At 41.5% G+C, this 18,878-nt stretch carries 17 protein-coding genes and 1 tRNA gene; 15 read left to right on the forward strand and 3 right to left on the reverse strand.

Annotation, left to right across the window (positions count from 1 at the left end; genetic code table 11):
* The first annotated feature begins 458 nt into the window (after window positions 1-458).
* From noc to WDY75_RS00095, 5 genes are all read left to right on the forward strand, one after another.
* Window positions 459-1,277, forward strand: a complete 819-nt coding sequence (noc, locus tag WDY75_RS00075; protein ID WP_006207372.1) for a nucleoid occlusion protein — start codon at window positions 459-461, stop codon at window positions 1,275-1,277.
* 290 nt (window positions 1,278-1,567) lie between these two features.
* Window positions 1,568-2,329 carry a ParA family protein gene (locus tag WDY75_RS00080; protein WP_006207371.1) on the forward strand — a complete coding sequence of 254 codons (762 nt, stop codon included), beginning with the start codon at window positions 1,568-1,570 and terminating at the stop codon, window positions 2,327-2,329.
* Complete coding sequence (locus tag WDY75_RS00085; RefSeq protein ID WP_006207370.1) at window positions 2,322-3,161, forward strand: ParB/RepB/Spo0J family partition protein; 840 nt, start codon at window positions 2,322-2,324, stop codon at window positions 3,159-3,161. The genes WDY75_RS00080 and WDY75_RS00085 overlap by 8 nt, the downstream gene beginning before the upstream one ends.
* A 243-nt stretch (window positions 3,162-3,404) precedes the next feature.
* The gene (locus WDY75_RS00090; RefSeq protein ID WP_006207369.1) at window positions 3,405-4,553 is read left to right on the forward strand and encodes an aminotransferase class V-fold PLP-dependent enzyme; all 1,149 of its coding nucleotides are present in this window, start codon (window positions 3,405-3,407) and stop codon (window positions 4,551-4,553) included.
* A gap of 38 nt (window positions 4,554-4,591) precedes the next feature.
* Window positions 4,592-5,092 (forward strand): DUF4446 family protein, encoded by a 501-nt coding sequence (locus WDY75_RS00095; protein WP_006207368.1) that lies wholly within the window; start codon window positions 4,592-4,594, stop codon window positions 5,090-5,092.
* On the opposite strand, the gene yyaC is transcribed toward WDY75_RS00095, so the two are convergent.
* Complete coding sequence (gene yyaC, locus WDY75_RS00100; protein ID WP_036640550.1) at window positions 5,067-5,672, reverse strand: spore protease YyaC; 606 nt, start codon at window positions 5,670-5,672, stop codon at window positions 5,067-5,069. The two genes, WDY75_RS00095 and yyaC, sit on opposite strands and share 26 nt — an antisense overlap.
* Before the next feature lie 272 nt (window positions 5,673-5,944).
* On the opposite strand from yyaC, the gene WDY75_RS00105 reads away from it, so the two are divergent.
* The 4 genes from WDY75_RS00105 to WDY75_RS00120 all read left to right on the forward strand — a co-directional run bounded on the left by WDY75_RS00105 (window position 5,945) and on the right by WDY75_RS00120 (window position 7,652).
* On the forward strand, window positions 5,945-6,199 hold the full coding sequence (locus WDY75_RS00105; RefSeq protein ID WP_063478210.1) for a DUF3343 domain-containing protein: 255 nt from the start codon (window positions 5,945-5,947) through the stop codon (window positions 6,197-6,199).
* 78 nt (window positions 6,200-6,277) lie between these two features.
* A complete protein-coding gene (locus WDY75_RS00110) occupies window positions 6,278-7,105 on the forward strand; it encodes a mechanosensitive ion channel domain-containing protein (RefSeq protein WP_331000335.1) in 828 nt (275 codons plus the stop codon).
* Between the two features lie 67 nt (window positions 7,106-7,172).
* Window positions 7,173-7,394 carry a DUF951 domain-containing protein gene (locus WDY75_RS00115; protein WP_006207362.1) on the forward strand — a complete coding sequence of 74 codons (222 nt, stop codon included), beginning with the start codon at window positions 7,173-7,175 and terminating at the stop codon, window positions 7,392-7,394.
* Between the two features lie 167 nt (window positions 7,395-7,561).
* Window positions 7,562-7,652: transfer RNA gene (locus WDY75_RS00120), tRNA-Ser, on the forward strand.
* Window positions 7,653-8,245: 593 nt separating this feature from the next.
* Here the strand turns inward: WDY75_RS00120 and WDY75_RS00125 are convergent.
* A complete protein-coding gene (locus tag WDY75_RS00125; protein ID WP_006207336.1) occupies window positions 8,246-8,440 on the reverse strand; it encodes a YjzC family protein in 195 nt (64 codons plus the stop codon).
* A gap of 239 nt (window positions 8,441-8,679) precedes the next feature.
* On the opposite strand from WDY75_RS00125, the gene rpsF reads away from it, so the two are divergent.
* The 3 genes from rpsF to rpsR are packed head-to-tail and all read left to right on the forward strand — an operon-like array spanning window position 8,680 to window position 9,802.
* Window positions 8,680-8,964, forward strand: a complete 285-nt coding sequence (gene rpsF, locus WDY75_RS00130) for a 30S ribosomal protein S6 (protein ID WP_036640509.1) — start codon at window positions 8,680-8,682, stop codon at window positions 8,962-8,964.
* Window positions 8,965-9,010: 46 nt separating this feature from the next.
* The gene (gene ssb, locus WDY75_RS00135; RefSeq protein WP_006207334.1) at window positions 9,011-9,508 is read left to right on the forward strand and encodes a single-stranded DNA-binding protein; all 498 of its coding nucleotides are present in this window, start codon (window positions 9,011-9,013) and stop codon (window positions 9,506-9,508) included.
* A gap of 21 nt (window positions 9,509-9,529) precedes the next feature.
* Window positions 9,530-9,802, forward strand: coding sequence for a 30S ribosomal protein S18 (rpsR, locus tag WDY75_RS00140; RefSeq protein ID WP_006207333.1), 273 nt, complete (start codon window positions 9,530-9,532; stop codon window positions 9,800-9,802).
* Window positions 9,803-10,845: 1,043 nt separating this feature from the next.
* Here rpsR and WDY75_RS00145 read toward each other — a convergent pair.
* A complete protein-coding gene (locus WDY75_RS00145; protein ID WP_063478208.1) occupies window positions 10,846-11,730 on the reverse strand; it encodes an Rgg/GadR/MutR family transcriptional regulator in 885 nt (294 codons plus the stop codon).
* A 747-nt stretch (window positions 11,731-12,477) separates the two neighbouring features.
* Between WDY75_RS00145 and WDY75_RS00150 the strand changes: the two genes are divergently transcribed.
* The 3 genes from WDY75_RS00150 (at window position 12,478) to WDY75_RS00160 (ending at window position 18,425) form a co-directional block, all read left to right on the forward strand.
* Window positions 12,478-12,705: a hypothetical protein gene (locus WDY75_RS00150; protein ID WP_063478207.1), complete on the forward strand. Its 228-nt coding sequence runs from the start codon at window positions 12,478-12,480 to the stop codon at window positions 12,703-12,705.
* 442 nt (window positions 12,706-13,147) lie between these two features.
* Window positions 13,148-16,204 (forward strand): type 2 lanthipeptide synthetase LanM family protein, encoded by a 3,057-nt coding sequence (locus tag WDY75_RS00155; RefSeq protein ID WP_063478206.1) that lies wholly within the window; start codon window positions 13,148-13,150, stop codon window positions 16,202-16,204.
* Between the two features lie 40 nt (window positions 16,205-16,244).
* Window positions 16,245-18,425, forward strand: a complete 2,181-nt coding sequence (locus tag WDY75_RS00160) for a peptidase domain-containing ABC transporter (protein ID WP_231887967.1) — start codon at window positions 16,245-16,247, stop codon at window positions 18,423-18,425.
* Window positions 18,426-18,878: the final 453 nt, after the last annotated feature.

The raw sequence follows: 18,878 nt of genomic DNA on the forward strand, positions 1-18,878 counted from the left end.
GGTCACTTTTCCATCCTTGCTTCGTGCAGTCTTGATTAGAGAACTTGCGACTGCTGTTATTTGGAAGTTCCATGTCACCCAAGGGGACAGTGGTCTCTTACGAAGTAGAACTAATATATACAACTTGTGAGATATCGAAAGTTAGACAACATCATGATATGGCCTCCTGATATATCTCTCAAGAAGCAACCGCTTCATGCAGCGGGGTTTGATCAGAGAAATGCGGTCTCGCCATTAGGGCTTATTCTCTAATCAGCATGAAATTTGTTTTTGCAGGGAAATGCCTGGCTCCACAGTGGAATCTAGCACCATGACAGCTTGGAAATTGCTATATCTAAAATGGGCGCTGGATTCATAAGGAGTTACCTCACATTGTGGTTGTCCAATCGCTTATACCGATTCCGGGATTTTCCGGAGGCTCATCCGTGCTATCATGAAATTAGGTGGTAATATACGGAATGAAAGAACAATTTTCGAGATTGTTTGGCTTAGCGGCAGAACGGAACCAAGGGGATGAAGTGAAGCAGATCCCGGTAAACGAGATTGTCAGCAGCCCATACCAGCCACGGACGATTTTTGATGATGATAAGATTGATGAGCTGCTCCAGACGATTAAAACCCATGGAGTCATCCAGCCTATCGTCGTTCGTGTCCGTAATGGCGTGTATGAGATCATTGCAGGGGAACGCCGCTGGCGTGCGGTTAAGAAGCTGGGTCTGGACACGATTCCGGCCATTGTTCGGGAGTTCAATGATTCACAGGCGGCATCGATTGCGTTAATCGAGAATTTGCAGCGTGAAGGACTGACTTCGATTGAAGAAGCTGTTGCTTATCAAAAGCTGATAGATCTTCACCAATTAACACAGGAAAGCCTGGCACAGCGATTAGGCAAGAGCCAATCGACCATTGCCAACAAGATCCGTCTGCTGCAGCTACCGGAAGCAGTCAAGCTTGCACTGATGGAACGTAAAGTGACGGAACGCCATGCTCGTGCATTGCTTTCATTGGATAATGAAGAAACCCAGCTCAAGGTGCTGGATGAAATCATAACCAAAGAGCTGAATGTGAAACAGACGGAGGCTCGTATCGCCTTCTATAAAGAAGTAACTACGATGAAGAAATCCAAGCGCATATCCTACAGTAAGGATGTTCGTTTGGCCCTGAACACGATTCGTCAATCGATTGACATGGTCTCAGGTTCCGGAATGGCTATCAAAACAACAGAGAATGATCATGAAGATCATTATGAAATCGTTATAAAAATACCTAAACGTTAAGATATGGTGTGAAGCGGTATACATCGTACCGCTTTTTCTGTTGACCGAGGAGGGGAGATACCTCATTCAATTGAAATTCTCTTAACTCTCTTCGGCAGGCAGAGTCATATAGGTTTATTCTTACTTACAGATGAGAAACACGTGATTAATATTGTTGCTCATTTTCATCGGCCTATATCCTGGAGCATTCCGGTACATGGGGATTGTTCACATATTTTATGTACAGCTAATTTGCTGTATACATCTATTGCGACTACTTAGAAGAGTCTTCCTACATTGAGGTGAAATGAGTGTCAAAGATAATTGCCATAGCAAATCAAAAGGGCGGTGTCGGCAAAACGACGACTTCCGTCAATCTGGGAGCTGGATTGGCTTCGCTAGGCAAACGGGTGCTTTTGGTGGATATAGACCCCCAAGGAAACACAACGAGTGGGGTTGGCATTAATAAAGCCGATGTTGCAAACTGCATTTATGATATTATCATCAACGAAGTACACCCGAAAGACGCCATCTGTGGGACAAACATAGAAGGTCTGGACATCATTCCGGCTACCATTCAACTGGCTGGTGCTGAGATTGAGCTTGTTCCTACGATCTCCCGTGAAGTGCGTTTGAAAAAATCACTTCAATTAATCAAGCCCCAGTATGATTATATTTTGATAGATTGTCCTCCGTCGCTAGGCATTCTAACAATCAATTCTTTGACTGCGGCCGATTCCGTTATCATTCCGATTCAATGCGAGTATTACGCTCTGGAAGGTTTGAGTCAGCTGCTGAATACGGTACGTCTAGTTCAGAAACATCTGAATACATCCCTCAAGATTGAGGGTGTATTGTTAACCATGCTGGACGCGCGCACCAACCTGGGCATTCAGGTGATTGAAGAAGTGAAGAAGTATTTTCAGGAAAAAGTGTACAGAACGATTATTCCGAGAAATGTTCGTTTGAGTGAGGCGCCGTCTCATGGACAGTCGATCATCACCTATGATCCCCGTTCAAAGGGAGCGGAAGTATACTTGGAGCTGGCAAAGGAAGTGATCTCGTATGAGTAAACGTTTGGGAAAAGGGCTGGATGCGCTTATTCCTTCTTTGTCTATTCATGATGATGACAAGGTAGTGGAAATTCCGCTCAGTCAATTGCGAGCGAACCCGTATCAGCCGCGCAAGACATTTAACGATGAAGCGATCCAGGAGCTGGCAGAGTCGATTCGTCAGCATGGCGTAATTCAGCCGATTATCGTTCGGAGTGTGCTGAAAGGGTATGAGATTATTGCCGGGGAGCGCAGATTCCGGGCGTCTCAGTATTGTGGAAAAGCTACAGTTCCAGCGGTGGTTCGTTCTTTTAGCGATCAACAGGTAATGGAAATTGCCCTTATTGAGAACTTGCAGCGTGAGAATCTGAATGCCATGGAAATTGCGGTGGCCTACCAGGGACTAATGGAACAATTTTCCTTAACGCAGGAAGAACTGTCTCTGAAGGTGGGTAAGTCTCGCTCTCACATCGCTAACTTTTTACGGTTGCTATCTCTACCGGAAGAAGTGAAGGAAAATGTTTCACGTGGAACATTATCCATGGGTCATGCTCGAGCGATCGTTGGAATTAAGGATCCGATCCTTGTTAAACAATTAGCGAAGCAATGTGTGGAACAAGAGTGGAGCGTTCGTGAACTAGAGGAAGCGGTTAAGAATTTGGATCGCAAGCCTGCCGACAAAGCGAAGGCGAAAGTGAAAAAGCGAGATCCTTATATTGACCATCTGGAAGAGGATTTGAGAGAGCGATTTAAAACAACGGTGAAAATTAAGCACAATAAAGACAAAGGGAAGATTGAGCTTAACTACTATAGTAGACAGGATCTGGAACGACTGCTGGAGCTCCTTCAATAATAGATGAAGGTTGTTAGTGAAGAGGGCTCTAGCACGAGTGGGATAGGTTATAGTGTGACGGATTGAAAAGCAAACCAGAGTGATTAAAAACCAAAGACATGTCGACGTTCCTGTATGGGAATGAGATATGTCTTTATTTAACTGAATGTGCATGGTGACAGGGATGTGAGTGTACTACAATGTGTCGATGTTTGACCATGTATTATAAGGCATCCATTATAGAAGAGATGAAGGGGAAACATCATGGACCCGATCGTTTATCTGGATCATGCGGCTACTTCATGGCCCAAACCTCCTGAGGTGTTTGAGGCCATGAGGAAGGCGATGGAAGACGCTGCAGCTAATCCGGGACGGGGCAGTCACCGGATGGCCGTGAAAGCTTCCCGTGTGCTATACGGGACTCGGAAGACACTTGCGAATATCTTCGGGGTGAAGAACCCTAATGATATCGCACTAACCTCGAATACAACCGAAGCGCTGAATTTAGCAATCAAAGGATATTTGCATGAAGGAGATCATGTGATTGCTACGATGATTGAACACAATTCGGTGCGAAGACCTTTGGAATATTTAAAACGCACACGAGGAATACAAGTGGATTATGTCCCCGTGGATGAGGAAGGTCACCTGGATTTGCAACTAATTGAGGGTGCGTTTCGTTCAAATACTAGGTTGGTTGTATGCAGTCACAGTTCCAATTTGCTCGGCTCTATTGTTCCTCTCTATGAACTGGGAGACATAGTGAAGAGGAAAGGTGCTGTACTGCTCGTAGATGCCGCTCAGAGTGCGGGTATGCTGGATATCAACGTGGAGGACATGCATATTGGTATGCTGGCTTTTCCGGGGCATAAAGGGCTTCTTGGGCCACAAGGAACGGGCGGGTTGTATATCTCACCAAATATTGATCTGGAACCCTTAATGCATGGAGGTACAGGAAGCCAATCGGAAGCGATTGAGCAGCCGACGGTGCGTCCGGATCGATATGAGGCAGGAACACCTAATACGGTGGGATATGCAGGGTTGCAAGCAGGAGTGGAGAAGGTGCTGGAATGGACGCCGCAGCATATCTACCGGCATGAATGGGAGTTAACGCAATATATGATGGAGGGTCTGCAAGAGGTAAGAGATCTTCGCTTACTCGGACCAGCTTTAGGAAAAGCGCGAACGGGCATTGTAGCGTTTGTTTCAGAAAGGTACAGTGCATCGGAGCTTGCGTTTCGACTGGACCGGGAGTATGGGATTGCCGTGCGTGCCGGTTATCATTGCACACCGCTTGCACATATGGCATCGGGAACGGAAAAGACCGGTGCAGTCAGAGCCAGTGTAGGTATTTCCACACGCCGTGATGAGATTGATCTGATGAGAAGAGCTATTGCAGAAATTCACAGTTAAACGATTAGATCAAGATGGAGAAGAGGAAGGAAGAAAGCATGTCTGAATTAAATGAATTGATCATGGAGCAGCTTCATTGGTTTGTCGTCGGAATGATCATGATCATCTTGATCTTATGGATAACGATAATGGTTCAAGGGGCAAAACTGCGAAAAATGAGGCGTCGATACGATGCGATGATGGCAGGCAGCGGGGTAGAGGATATTGAAAGCCTGTTGGTCCAGTTGAAAATTCAAATGGATGAAATTGAAGAGGGACATGCCAGTCACCAAAAAATGCTGGATACGATCAGCAGCAGCATAAAAGGGATGAAGTCCAAGGTGGGCATCGTCCGATACAATGCATTTGGTGAACGAGGGAACGAAATGAGCTTCTCCCTGGCTATTCTCAGTGAACAAGAGGAAGGGATTGTTCTGACCGGCCTGCATAACCGGGAGAGCTCCTATGTGTACGCTAAACCATTGAAGGATGGACAGTCTAAATACCCATTGTCTCCGGAGGAAAAAGAGGCCGTTACTCTTGCGCTGCAAGAAGGGTAGAGCGGTTCCACTCTTTGATACCGGCAAAAAGACAGGTTGCAATGATATCAGATAACCGCATGACCAAGCTCAAGCGTGTGTTCTGCAATACAAAGTACTCCATAAAGCCGCCGACATTGACGATACCCGTTACATGGATATCGCCGACCGGCGGTAATTCTTTATGTACACCGGCTCCAGGCTTGAGAGGTCCGTCGGATACCTGAATAGAGCCTACACTTGATGATTGACCCAGACAGGCATCAATTCCGATCACAAAGGGGTTATCATATTTTTCATGAATAGCAGTCAGGGTATCTTTAAGATTCATAGCGTGGACAGGCTCGTCCAGTGTTCCATAGAGATGGAACAGGGGGCTGTTATAACGGGCAAGAGACGTGCCAACCAGAGGGCCCAGGCAATCACCCGTAGAGCGATCGGTACCGATGCAGACAATGACAAGCGGACGATGCTGAATACGAGCGTCAGAAAGATGGAAGAGCAGGCGATGTATAATAGCAGAATGGATGTTAGGGTCCGTATGTGGTATTTTTAAGCTTGAAGCCTCCGGGCGAGACGTGATTTTAGATAGACGGTTCATAGAATCTTCCTTTCGTCTGCATTTGGTAGTATCAGTATATGGATGAAAGACCGTTTTTATACTTTGGGATTTGCGTAAAATGTGATTTGGTGTTCATTTCAGACAGCTTCCTAGCTTAAAGAAAGAGGATGAGCCAGTCTTTACGGCTTTATACGGGTTTATATGAATAAGCTGAACTTTTTAACAGTTTATATAAAACTCTTATTATTAGGTCATGATGTTAAATAAGCATATTAATAGAAACGATAGGCATGATGGAGGAGGATGGAACAGTGGAGGGCGCGATGCTAATCGCATTTGATTCCACCCAGCAGGCGCTGCGTGCGGAGATGCTGCTGGAGTATGCGGATATCGAAATCGATCTCTTTCCTACACCGAAAGAGATTACGGCAGGCTGTGCATTATCGATTCAATTCCCGCCAGGTGCGTTAAAAGATGTTCAAGAGATCATCCGACAGGAGCATGTGGAGATCCGGGGCATATTTGCACTTGATAACAACATGAGGTATATAGGCATCGAAGAATAAGGGGAGGACATCAGGCTTGAGGAGCTTGGGTTATCTGACCGGGAGACAGGTAGTTTACAAAACGTTGGTGAGGGAGCAGTGGACTTGAAAAATCAAATCGTTGGATTTTTTACCGATGAAGCGATGTGGATGAATATACTGACATCGGGCATTCGGGTCACTATCATTTTTATTCTGACACGTCTTGTTATTCGGGTTGTGTATAAAATGATTGATCAATTCCTGTTGAAGCAGGAGAAGAGTCGGATTCAAGTTAATTCACGACGATTTGTTACAGTGGGAGAGCTGTTAAAAAATGTAACTTCCGTCGTATGTAATTTCGTTATGATTCTAATCATTCTCTCGGAGTTCAACTTTAAGTTAGGGCCATTGTTAGCCGGTGCCGGGGTCCTTGGCCTGGCCATAGGTTTTGGGGCACAAAGTTTGGTTAAGGACGTGATTACCGGGTTCTTCATTATATTTGAGGATCAGTTTGCTGTAGGCGATGTGATTAAGAGTGGTGAATACCGGGGAACAGTAGAGATGATTGGACTCCGCACATCGCGTGTAAGAGGATTGAACGGAGAAACATATATTATTCCGAACGGGATGATTACGAGTGTCACGAACTACTCGCTGTCCAATTCGCTTGCAATTGTGGATTTGCCGGTTAAGAATGATCAGCAGCTTAAAGATACGGTTACACTTATTCAAACGGCGCTTGAGGGTATCACGGAACGTCGCCCTGAGGTGCAGCGGACACCGGATGTGCTTGGAATTCAAACCTTGAACACATCGGAATATGTCGTTCGAATTGTAGCGGAATGTAATCCCAATGCAAGGGAAGCTGTGGAGCGTCAGATTTTCACCGATATCAAACAGGCGATCGAAGCACGGGAGATGGGACAAGAACGTGCTCAGGGTTGATCAATTTCGTTATCTAATGATATATAATAGATAAGATGAAAGAGATGAAACCAAGGGAGCGGAAACCATGGAACGCAAGGTATTTCAGTTAGGGGATATCGTTCAGATGAAGAAACCTCATCCTTGTGGGAATAATGAGATGGAGATTATTCGCATGGGGATGGACATTCGGATCAAGTGTACCAAGTGCCAGCATAGTGTGCTGATACCAAGAGGAAAGTTCGAGAAGAACCTGAAGAAGGTTTTACGTTCGGCACAGGATTCCGAAGGGGCAGGGGATACTCCGTAATATCTCCTCCCGAGGAGGTATCCCAAGCAGCTGTATGCGAAGCAAGGGATCTAGGGAATGGATATTTGGATTTGAACTTCAGCTTCGGTCACTGTGTCTAAGGTAGGTCAGAGAACAGACAAGCTGTTGACGAGACAACGTTTCCATGCTATAATCAATCTTGCTGTGGAAAGGTACCCAAGAGGCCCAAGGGGGCTGACTCGAAATCAGTTAGGCGTCGCAAGGCGTGCGTGGGTTCGAATCCCACCCTTTCCGCCACCATCGTTTATAAGTTCCGCTGTTATGGATGTAAACGATACGGTTACATAAGTTAGGTGTAAGCTGTATATGCACCTTTGAATAAGACACTCTCTTGCAAGGTTATCCTGCAGAGAGTGTTTTTCGATTTGCTAAGGAATTTATCCAATCCACTTGCTGAAGTGAAAAAAAGAAGGACCCGATTGGGTCCTTCCTTCTGGGTAGGCGGTGCTTGTGAATTGGAATCATTTTATCAGCACTTATGCGAACCTTGTCAATAGCTTCACTTGTCCAAGAGGTCAAGCATTCGGCTCATTTCCTTAGCTTGCAATCCGTGTGAATATCAGAAACCTCATGCGTCGTTCAGCTGCAACGTTCAACGGAACCACACCTCTCTCATGCACCGCCTGATTATAATGTGCGCCTGAAGCATGATTTGTATGCATGGTTACGTAGATGGAAATATATACCTCGCCTGTTCAATGAGGGATTCACGTGGATGGATATGTGGATCCATAAAGCCCAATTCATGGCGGAACCCGAATGCCATCTGCAGATACAATGATCAACAGTGACGCGGCTTATTGGATAAAAGTGAGCACAGCTTTCTTTTGTTACTTAGGCTGTACTCTGCGTTTATTCAACCATACACGGTCATCATTCTGGGTTTCTGGAAAGGTGTCACCTCGGCTCATTTTGATCTGTCGCGGATTCTCGATCCCCATGATATGGTCTCTGACGCCTACTTCCATATAAACCCCGTTGTTGGGGGCCTTGTCGCCTGCACGAAATTCGGTCTGTTCTCCCATTGCGGGTCTACCTCCTCATTATGATGGATGGACTGCATGTATTATCATGCGCCAATGGACGGCAAATCATCGCAGGGAATGTGAGAAAAGCGCGGTAATAAAGGGAAGAGTGCCTGTACGACAGGGAAAAGAAACTTGCATCCGATCATCCGTTCTGATATAGTATTATGGTGCGAGTTAGACTCGCTCCTTGCTCTCAACAGGGATTGAGGGCCGAAGTCCATAAGGAGGTGAAACATATGCGCAAATATGAAGTGATGTACATTATTCGTCCTGACATTGAACAAGAAGCTGTTCAAGCTGCAGTCGATAAATTCCAAGGCATCATCTCCAACGGCGGAGAAATTACAAAGCATGACGTAATGGGTAAACGCCGTCTTGCGTATGAGATCAAGAAATTCCGTGATGGCGTATTCGTTCTGGTAAACTTCAACGCAACACCTGAAGTTGTAGCTGAACTTGAGCGTCTCATGAAGATTTCTGACGAAGTTATTCGTTATCTCATCACGAACGACGTTGCTTAAGATGTAGAAGACTTTGTAATTGATTTCGTTCTAGGAGGGGATTGGATTGTTGAACCGTGTCATTTTGATTGGCCGACTGACTAAGGATCCCGAGCTGCGATATACTCCTTCAGGTGTTGCTGTAACGCAATTTACACTTGCTGTTGATCGTCCATTTACTGGACAAGGCGGGGAGCGCGAAGCGGATTTTATTCCGGTCGTGACCTGGAGACAGCTTGCGGAGACTTGTGCCAACTATCTGCGTAAAGGCCGTCTGACGGCTGTTGAGGGGCGCATTCAAGTGCGGAATTACGAGAATAACGAAGGTAAGCGTGTATACGTCACCGAAGTCATTGCCGATAATGTTCGCTTCTTGGAGTCAAACCGTGAAACAAGCGGTGGCGGAGGAACTCGTGAGGAATCGTCGTTCAGCGGAGGAAGCAGCAGCAGCAATAGCAGCGGCGGAAACCGTGGGAACAATAACTACTCGCGAAACAACAATCAGGATCCTTTTTCCGATGAAGGAAAACCGATCGATATATCGGATGATGATTTGCCATTTTAATACGGAAAGGACTGACAACGCATGGCTTTTAAACAAAGAGAAGGCGGAGACAACGACAAAAGACCGGCACGCCGTGGCGGCCGTAACAAGCGTCGTAAAGTATGTTTCTTCACTGTGAACAAAATTACTCACATTGATTATAAAGATACAGATCTGCTCAAAAAATTCATCAGCGAGCGCGGAAAAATCTTGCCTCGTCGTGTAACAGGCACTAGTGCAAAATACCAGCGTGCTCTGACGATTGCGATCAAACGCTCCCGTCAAATCGCATTGCTTCCATACACAACTGAGTAATCATTGTGTTCCAGCGATCCAGCCTAACCATAGGCTGGATCGCTTTTTTTGTTTTGAATCCCAATTCAGTTCTTGTCTCCCACCCCCTCTGTATAATGCCGCTGTTTATTAAGTTGGGCCCCTTGTTCTCACGAACCAACCAAAGATAAATGAGCGTAACACTCTTGTGACAAATAGTAACCGCCGTACAGGGATTAATTGTATACAGCTGGTGTTTGAATATGTACACAACCTAAAACATAAGGAAATATTGTATCTGGCGAATTCCTCCAGCCCAGGGTTGAGTATAGTGCCTACTCTTTACATAGTCTTTCATCTGACCCAGGAAAGTTCCTGAAGGTATCATCGTAGAATCCTAGACATAGACTGTCCGAGTCCTTTATGCCTGTGCACCAGCCTGCTCGTCCGCTTAGGCGCGTGCAAGTCGTTTACCGGCGCTTCTAAGTGGTTTTAGTACCGGAACGAGAGTCGCCTAGCAGTTGACAAAAGTAACGTTTCAATCGTTCTAAGCCTTGCTTTACAGCGTTTGGATAAGCTCGAAACAGTCACCCTTGTGTAGATTTCGACCATTACTAACATCCTCCGTAACCCTTTCTACGTTAACTGAGCCTCCAAAAGTTTAAAAACTTTGCTCCTCCTTATCTCTGATCTCTTCTGAAGAAAATAGTGGATGTTTTGAGGGACGAAGCGCTGCTTCTTTACGCGTGAGTCAGCTAAATCAACAATATCGTCCTTCCCATCATGGCTTTCTTCCAGCGACCGGCGCATTGCTCTACTCGTTTGATCCCAAGCATCTCCACATTAAACCCGGTGACCTTAAAAATCTTTCTTGGCGTTCGTCCCAATAGATATTGATGATATATGAAAGAGTCACTTAATCTGCATAGTAATCGATTTTGCTCACCCGCAGAGACGTGCGGATTCAGCACTAATTGTTAACGATCATTTCGGGTCATCTTCTTCGACCCAACTGTTGTCTAGTATACAAACTGGTACCTATACGCAATACACTTTTTTGAAGTGTCCAGTGTAAGGGTACCAGTTTAATCATTATCACTTTCTTTAGTAGTTCTGACATCCTTAAAGAAACGTTCCATTTGTTCAGCCTTCTTATCGTCAGCTACCGTTTTAAAAATCTGAATTGCTTGCTTGACATCATTCTCGCCTTCAATTCTTTTACTACTGTTATATTTTAAAATTCCTTGAAAAAATAATAATATAGTTTTCTCATATAATTGAGTAGACAACTTCGCATGTTGTTTCAATTGATCCACAAAATTTTGTGCAAGTTTATGCTTTCCAAGTGATAAATAATGAGTTGTAGCGTTTATGAAAAATGTAAATAAGGCCTTTTCGAATAGGCGAATTTGGCTATAACCATTCAAATCTCTTATTAAACGTTTGGACACACTTAGTATAAAATCATCATCAAATATATACAGGCAATTTATTAATATAGATAGTTCAAATGCACTCCAATTCTCAATTACTCCAATATGTTTCTTTAGCATACAAATATATTGTTCATGTGTTTTTAGAAAATCGTCAATTGCTTTTCCTGAAGTTTTAATGATCGCCCCTTTTATTCCCATATAAAGAGATAGATAATAAAGGTCATTAGTATTTTTATAAAGCTGGAGTATTTCGCTTAAACGTTTATCATGGATTGTTCTATTAGAATAATAATCCTCAAACAATTGTGCTGACAGCGTATGCTTCTCGGTTAACTCCAAACCTAAGAAATATTGAAACTCATCTAATCTAACGTTCATTCTATCCAAATACAGAAGAAGATTTCCAAGAGGAATATCATTTGTTTGTTTTTCGTATGAAGCAAGAGTAGTTCTACTAGAAATGCCACAACTCAAAGTAGACTGACTAATATTTCGTTCCACCCTCAATTTTTTCAATAGTGCCCCTGCCTTCATGAAATTACCCCCTCAAAAAGGAATATGTCGAAATTATGGTCATTATTAACATTGTACCCGATTTATAATATAAAATGTAAGCACTTAATAGAAAGGAGGAGTTAGAGATCTGGGAATTATGTCCTATGGTGGATATTTTAATCGTTCGTTAATTTAAGCGACACAATGAAGGCAGAGTATCTTGAGAGCATTCTCTACTTTTAGAGAATTATATACTGCTTCGATGATTTAGAAAGGAAGATGTATATATCGAACAATGATCTACGTGCTCAATATCGTTCTTTCGAGGAGCGAGCAAATCAAGGATATGCCTCGCTGGTTGGCGAAGTGGATGAGCACAGTTAAAGGAAATGGTTGCATGTAGTATGGCTGAACCACATCAAATTGGTGTCACTATGATTAGTGCATGTTGCTTCACAAACCAGCTTTGTCAACTTTCGTACCTTCCTGATGATATACTATTTTGCTAGATGTATTACCCTCTAAAGAAAGAAGTATGTCGAAATTCTAGTCATTATTTACATAACATTAAGTTTGTATTATAAAATGAAAGCGCTACAACATGGATGTGGGAAAATGGCATCGGGGATTGGGTGCTATGAGTTTATTATAAACATAAACATATCAGTGAATGTTTATGTTTATATAAGCCCTATCAAAGAGGGCAGAGTATCTTTATGAGCACTTCTCTTCTTTTTTTAAGAGATACTATATAGTGCTACTATCATGTACAAGGAGGAAATGTATATGTCGATCAATGAACTACGTGCTCAATATCGCTCTTCTGAGGGACGAGCAAAGCAAGGGTTTGTTTCTCCGATTGGCGAAGTTGATGAGGAACAGTTAAAGAAAATGGTTGCAGGTAGTGGTAGTGGTGGGATTGTTGTTCCTCTTAGTAATAATTTGGACTGTATGCATACGCTGTGGACTAAATGTGCTTGTTCGTGGAAACCAGAAGAAATACCATTTTGCTAGTAAATAGTAGGTAACTATTCAGAAGTGTGATGGTAAATTTTACCTTCTCACTTCTGATTTTTTTCTATTACTAAAGCGGTTAGAGATAATGAACAGTAATGCTATATCGCTGCTTGTTCTTGTTAATTATGCTGTACCAGTAAATCAATTGATGATATTAGATGATACTCATATCATCCAAAATCATTCGGTTGTGATGAATACACCTCCAACGATTAACCAAATATTATCTTGAAACAGTTAGTATTACTAATGTATATAATGACCTTTACATTGAGTTCAGCAGCATACATGTTTGTGACTATGACATACTTGAATTATATAAAGGATCTTTCAGGTCCATTAAACAATCGTATAAGATCGCTATGTAGAAAGCATGGTCTATGTATGTCAAATATTAGAATATAGATGGTTCTTTATATAGGATAAGGAGTGAATAGTGATGAGTGAAAAACACGTCCAGTTAGATAAGTGCAGTGTTATTCATACAAAATGGGAGGAGAATCTGGGCCGAATATTAAGTGCCTCTAATGTTAATGAGTTTATTGAAATAGAACCTAGTCCTATAATTCGTCCATTTCTAGCAGAATTTTGGCGCAATCTTCAGGAAGTTCTGAATAACATTAATGTTGATATTATTGATAAATTTCAAGTTGAACAAGGGCTCATGCAAGCGTGTGTACAGCGTTTGTCTTCTTTGCAGTACAAAACAACGATGCTTGAGATATCCATTGCTAGTCAATTAGGTGAATTAACAACTGAATCGCCGAACGAACGATATCAAGTGTATTTTAAACTGTTAGAAGATTCACTTCATTTAAGAGAGTTCTTCGATACATATCCAGTTTTAGCTAGGTGTTTGACAGAATTCACATTAATGTTCAGCTCATATGTACGAGAAGTAATTGTTCATTACAGTTCAGATTGGAACAAATTCAAGGCGAAGTTGGGAAGTGGCTGCGAATATGATTGTCTAACTGGGGTAGAGATTGGAGCAGGGGATACCCATAATAAAGGTAAATCAGTTGCAATTTTAAAATTTGACAGTGGTGCTAAACTAGTGTACAAACCTCACTCCTTACATATAGATGAATGTTACAGTACTATGATTGAGTGGATTAACGAGAGGGGTATTAAGTATTTGTTGAGCAGTCCAAATGTGCTCAATTGTGGGGCTTATGGATATCATGAATTTATCAGTCATAATTCATGTCAATCCATTATGGAAGTGGAACAGTTCTATTATCGTCTAGGTGCATTAACGGCATTATGCTATATATGCGGTGCTACCGATTATCATTCTGAGAATATTATCGCAAGTGGATCTCAGCCGGTATTAATTGATTTAGAGACAGTATTTACTCCATTAGCAGAGACCCAATTGCAGAATATGCTAGGAGAGCAAAATTTGCGAACAGTATTTTCATCTCTTATGCTACCAGGAGTTTATTCTCCTAGTCCACTTTTAGATATTGATTTAAGTGCAGTAGGTGGTCGAGGTGGACAGAAGTCGCAATTAATGAAGATTCAGCGTATTAATAATGTTGGCACGGATGAAGAATGTTTCATTGAAGATTTTTATACGACAGCTGAAGGACAAAATCGACCAATATTAAATGGCGAATATATGGACGGCTCAATATATGCAAAGCATATAATCGAAGGCTTTTGTGATTTGTATCGCTTACTGCTTACGCATCGCGATACTTTTGTTCGTGACATACTCTTACCATATTCTGATGCGACGGGTCGCCATGTATTTCGCGCGACAGCCTTGTATGGAAAGTTGTTATCCCATAGTCTGCATCCGGATTATTTACAGAATGAATCAGATCGCTATCGCTTACTAAATATTATAGTTAATAACTCGACATTTCCACCACAAGTCGTTATCGAACGTGAGTTGGACCAAATGCAGCAGCAAGATATTCCTTACTTTATGTTCTCACTTAACAGTCATGACTTATATGATATGAATGGAGTCTGTATACGTGATTTTTATCCGATGTCGATTATTGAGTTAGTTGAACAATACCTGATGCAGTTATCTGAAGATGATCTAAGTAAGCAGTTACAATATTTGCGCTGGTCTTTGTCTAGCATGGAGGACAGTGATCATCATAGTGATAGTCATTTATATAGTCAGCGTTTTGATATGTTTAATTGCCATACTACAGTCATTGATAATGAGAATAAAACCACAAAAATTCAGCAATACGCGACATCAATAGGTAATAGTATAATGAATCGCATTATCAAAACAAATGATGGTAATATGTTGTGTATTGGGTTTTCTTCTCTAGTTGGAGAAGGAAATAAATATAAGCCAGTATGGTTAGACCATAGTATATATAGTGGTCTAGGCGGTTATGTGTTATATCTCGCTCAACTAGCGGATATCACTTCCGACCAGAAATATCGGGAAATGACACGACAGCTTTTGAATAATATGTATACAAATAGGCCGAAAGTGGATGAAGCTAGCGAATTGCATACAAAAGTAACAATTTCAACTTCAGCTTATTCAGGGGAAGGTGCTCATATTTATGCACTCAATTATTGTGGGTTGTTATGGAAAGATGATACCTTGCTAGAAGATGCCAAGAATAGGTTACCTGAATTGATGAGGATAATAGAACAAGAAACTAAATATGATATGATTGAGGGACTTGCAGGTTGTATTATTGTTCTGCTTCGTGTCTATGAAGCTTTGCTAGATGTAGTATATTTGCATGTGGCACAGGCGGCTGGAGAACGCCTTTATACATTAATGGAGGAATGGAATTTTGATGCTAATTCGACAATAGACCCCGATGGACTGACGAATCAATATGTAGTTAATAATCATAGTACTACAAATAATGAAATATTGTTAACGGGTTTATCTCATGGTGCAGCTGGGTTAGCATGGGCGTTCATATGGCTTGCTAGGTTTCATAATAATCATTCAAAATGGGATGAGTATTTGATAATGGCGAATCGTTTGCTCGTATATGAAAATCATTACTATTCGGATATTGAACAAAACTGGAGAGACTTGCGCTCTACAGATAGACAGGAATTTGCTGATTTTTGGTGTCATGGTGCTCCAGGGATCGCACTTGCTCGTGCAGAGATTATGCGTCAGCTTGAAGCAATGAATCTCCTACATGCACAAGAGTGGGAATTTGTTAATCAAGACTATAAGAATGCACTGCAGACTTTGTTGAATCGTGGGACTATATATAATAGTTTTTGTTTGTGTCACGGAATATTAGGCAATGCCGATATTTTGCTACACTTAAGTAAACTGATGAATGATCCTAATCTGGAAGATATTGCAAATGATTGGGCATTGCAAGCAATTGTAGATTATGAGTCATATAAGTCATCTAACCACTTAATTGCAAGATTGGAGTGTGATGGATTGATGACAGGGATTGTTGGAATGGGGTACGAATATTTACGATTGTTAGATAATCGGGTGCCGTCTATACTTGCATTTGAATTGCCACGATAACTCTAATGTTATCGTTTAGTTAGATATGGAGATGATGCGTTTGAATGATGAAAGGCAAAATAAACAAGATCACCGATGGCGCGTACCATTCATTGAACAGATGCAGCAAACGGAGTGTGGGGCCTGCTGTTTGGCAATGGTCATGCATTACTATAAGAGTAGTATAAGTATGTATGATTTACGTGAAGCACTAGGCAGTGGACGTGATGGGACTAGTATGTATCAGCTGAAGAAGGCAGCGGAACAGTTTCAGTTTACAGGAAAATGTTATAAATCTGACTTGTCATTTTTAGAGACTTTACAGTTACCAGCTATTATTCTCTGGGACGAAAATCACTATGTAGTTTTGGAGCGAATCAAAAATAAGAATAAGAAAAATTCAAATGAGAAGAAGTATACGATTATTGATCCTGCTATTGGACGCAAGCATTTGATTGAAGAATCATTTATGCGCCACTTTCATGGCTACGTGTTAGAACTTATTCCAACAGTAACCTTCGAGCGTGTAAAGGCAGCCAATGTCTGGGCTACTATGTTCAGACTTATAATCCAAAATAAAAAAATGTTCATGCTTGTATTTTTAGTAACTGCTGTATTACAATTGTGTGCCATAGCAATGCCAATTTTAATTCAGCAATTGATCGATAAGGTAATTATGCCTGCTAATACGACCATGATGAGTGTTATGGCATTGGGTATTATCATCATGCTAGTCACTTCATCCATTTTTACCTATATTCGGGGTAGAATACTTATTACAATGCACAATGTTTTGGATTCATTGTTACAGACTAATTTTTTTCAACATTTACTCAAACTTCCCTATAGTTTCTTTATGCTTCGTTCTTTTGGTGATCTGCTGTTTCGAGCTAACTCATTGAATATGATACGTGAACTTATTTCTGGGAGTATCATTCGTGGGTTATTAGATGCATTAATGTTAATCGTTCTTTTCATATATATGTCGATACAATCTACTTCATTGGCATTGTTAGTTGTTGCTTTATCACTAATCAATATCATTGCAATTGTATTTACTAAGAAGGTAATCGCTGAATGGAATCAGCGTCAGATTCTTGCAGGAACGAATGTGCAATCGGTACAAACGGAGATGCTGTTGGGTATATTTCATATCAAGACCAGTGGTGTTGAAGGGAGTATGTTTGAGAAGTGGCAACAACATTTTATGAATCTGCTTGATATTTATCGCAGTAAAGAACGAATCACCAACATACTGGTAACATTGACTAGTTTATTACAAATAACGGCACCACTTATCATATTATGGGTGGGTGCATATCGAGTCTTTGATGGAGTAATATCACTGGGAATACTGATTGCGATTCAATCCATAGCAAGTCAATTTTTTGGAGTAAGTGGTAGTTTGGTTGGGACAGTTAATAGCTTTATTCTCACAACTTCATATTTAAAACGAGTTCAAGATGTACTTGATGCTTCAATTGAAAATTACGATGGCAGAAAAAAAATAGAATTGACAGGGAAGATTGAATTAGAAAATGTTTCCTATGCATATTCGAAGTTTTCCGATCCAATATTGAGTGATATTAGTATGAGCATTAAGCCTGGTCAGAAGGTTTCAATTATTGGTCAATCTGGTGCAGGAAAGTCGACCTTGGTCAATCTGTTGATTGGCTTATTTGAACCAACAACAGGTCATATTTGCTATGATGATATTTATTCAAATAATTTAGACATGCAGCATGTACGGAAGCAGATTGGTACTGTACCTCAGAATATTTATCTATTTAATCGCAGTATACTGGATAATATTAGATTCTCTGCAGCTGAAGCAACGATAGAAGATGTAATGGAGGCAGCGAAAGCTGCTCAAATTCATGATGAAATCATGCAGATGCCAATGAAGTATCATACGATGATAAGTGAGATGGGGATGAATCTATCAGGTGGTCAGCGGCAACGGATTGCATTAGCGAAGGCACTGCTAACTAAACCAACAGTCTTATTGCTTGATGAGGCTACAAGCTCACTTGATCATTTAAATGAAGAGAGAATTGATCGTTATTTGTCTGATATTGCATGTACACGCATCGTTATTGCTCATCGCTTAACTACCGTGATGAATAGTGATGTTATTCTTGTATTAGACCAAGGACGCATTAGTGCTATAGGGACACATGAACAATTATTGAAGAAGTCAGATTATTATCGACGCTACTATTGTGATCTAGCCGTGGTGTAAATTTTTATATTATATCTTGGTAGTAAGTTTAAATTGTTGCAATTTATGATAGGGCTGTTAGCGGTAATTCTGTAACGATTAATCAAGCTTTTGCAACTTAGTTTAGGCAGATTTGTAATGCTGCGGCTGCTGACAAGAATTATTCGACAAATAAACTACTTGTAATCCTTGAATGTATTGCCTCCAATTATGAGGGATATATCTAATTGCCGGCAAAGATAGGGCAAGCCCAGGTAAGAATAAATAAATCAGGGGGTGACTTTGATATCACTTCGTATTCATGCATCACGGTTATCGTCCCTCGGTTACCAGAAGCATAATTATGGAAGATGATCAAACACCAAACACCCCAGCCTAAGATAAGAGTAATCTAAGACTGGGGTGTTTGGTGAATACAAGAACGTAAAGTGAATTTCATTGAAGGGAAGCTAAAAAATTCCAATTAATTTTCAT

This window comes from Paenibacillus glucanolyticus, from assembly GCF_037333485.1.
In the GTDB taxonomy this organism is placed as follows: Bacteria; Bacillota; Bacilli; order Paenibacillales; family Paenibacillaceae; genus Paenibacillus_AQ; species Paenibacillus_AQ glucanolyticus.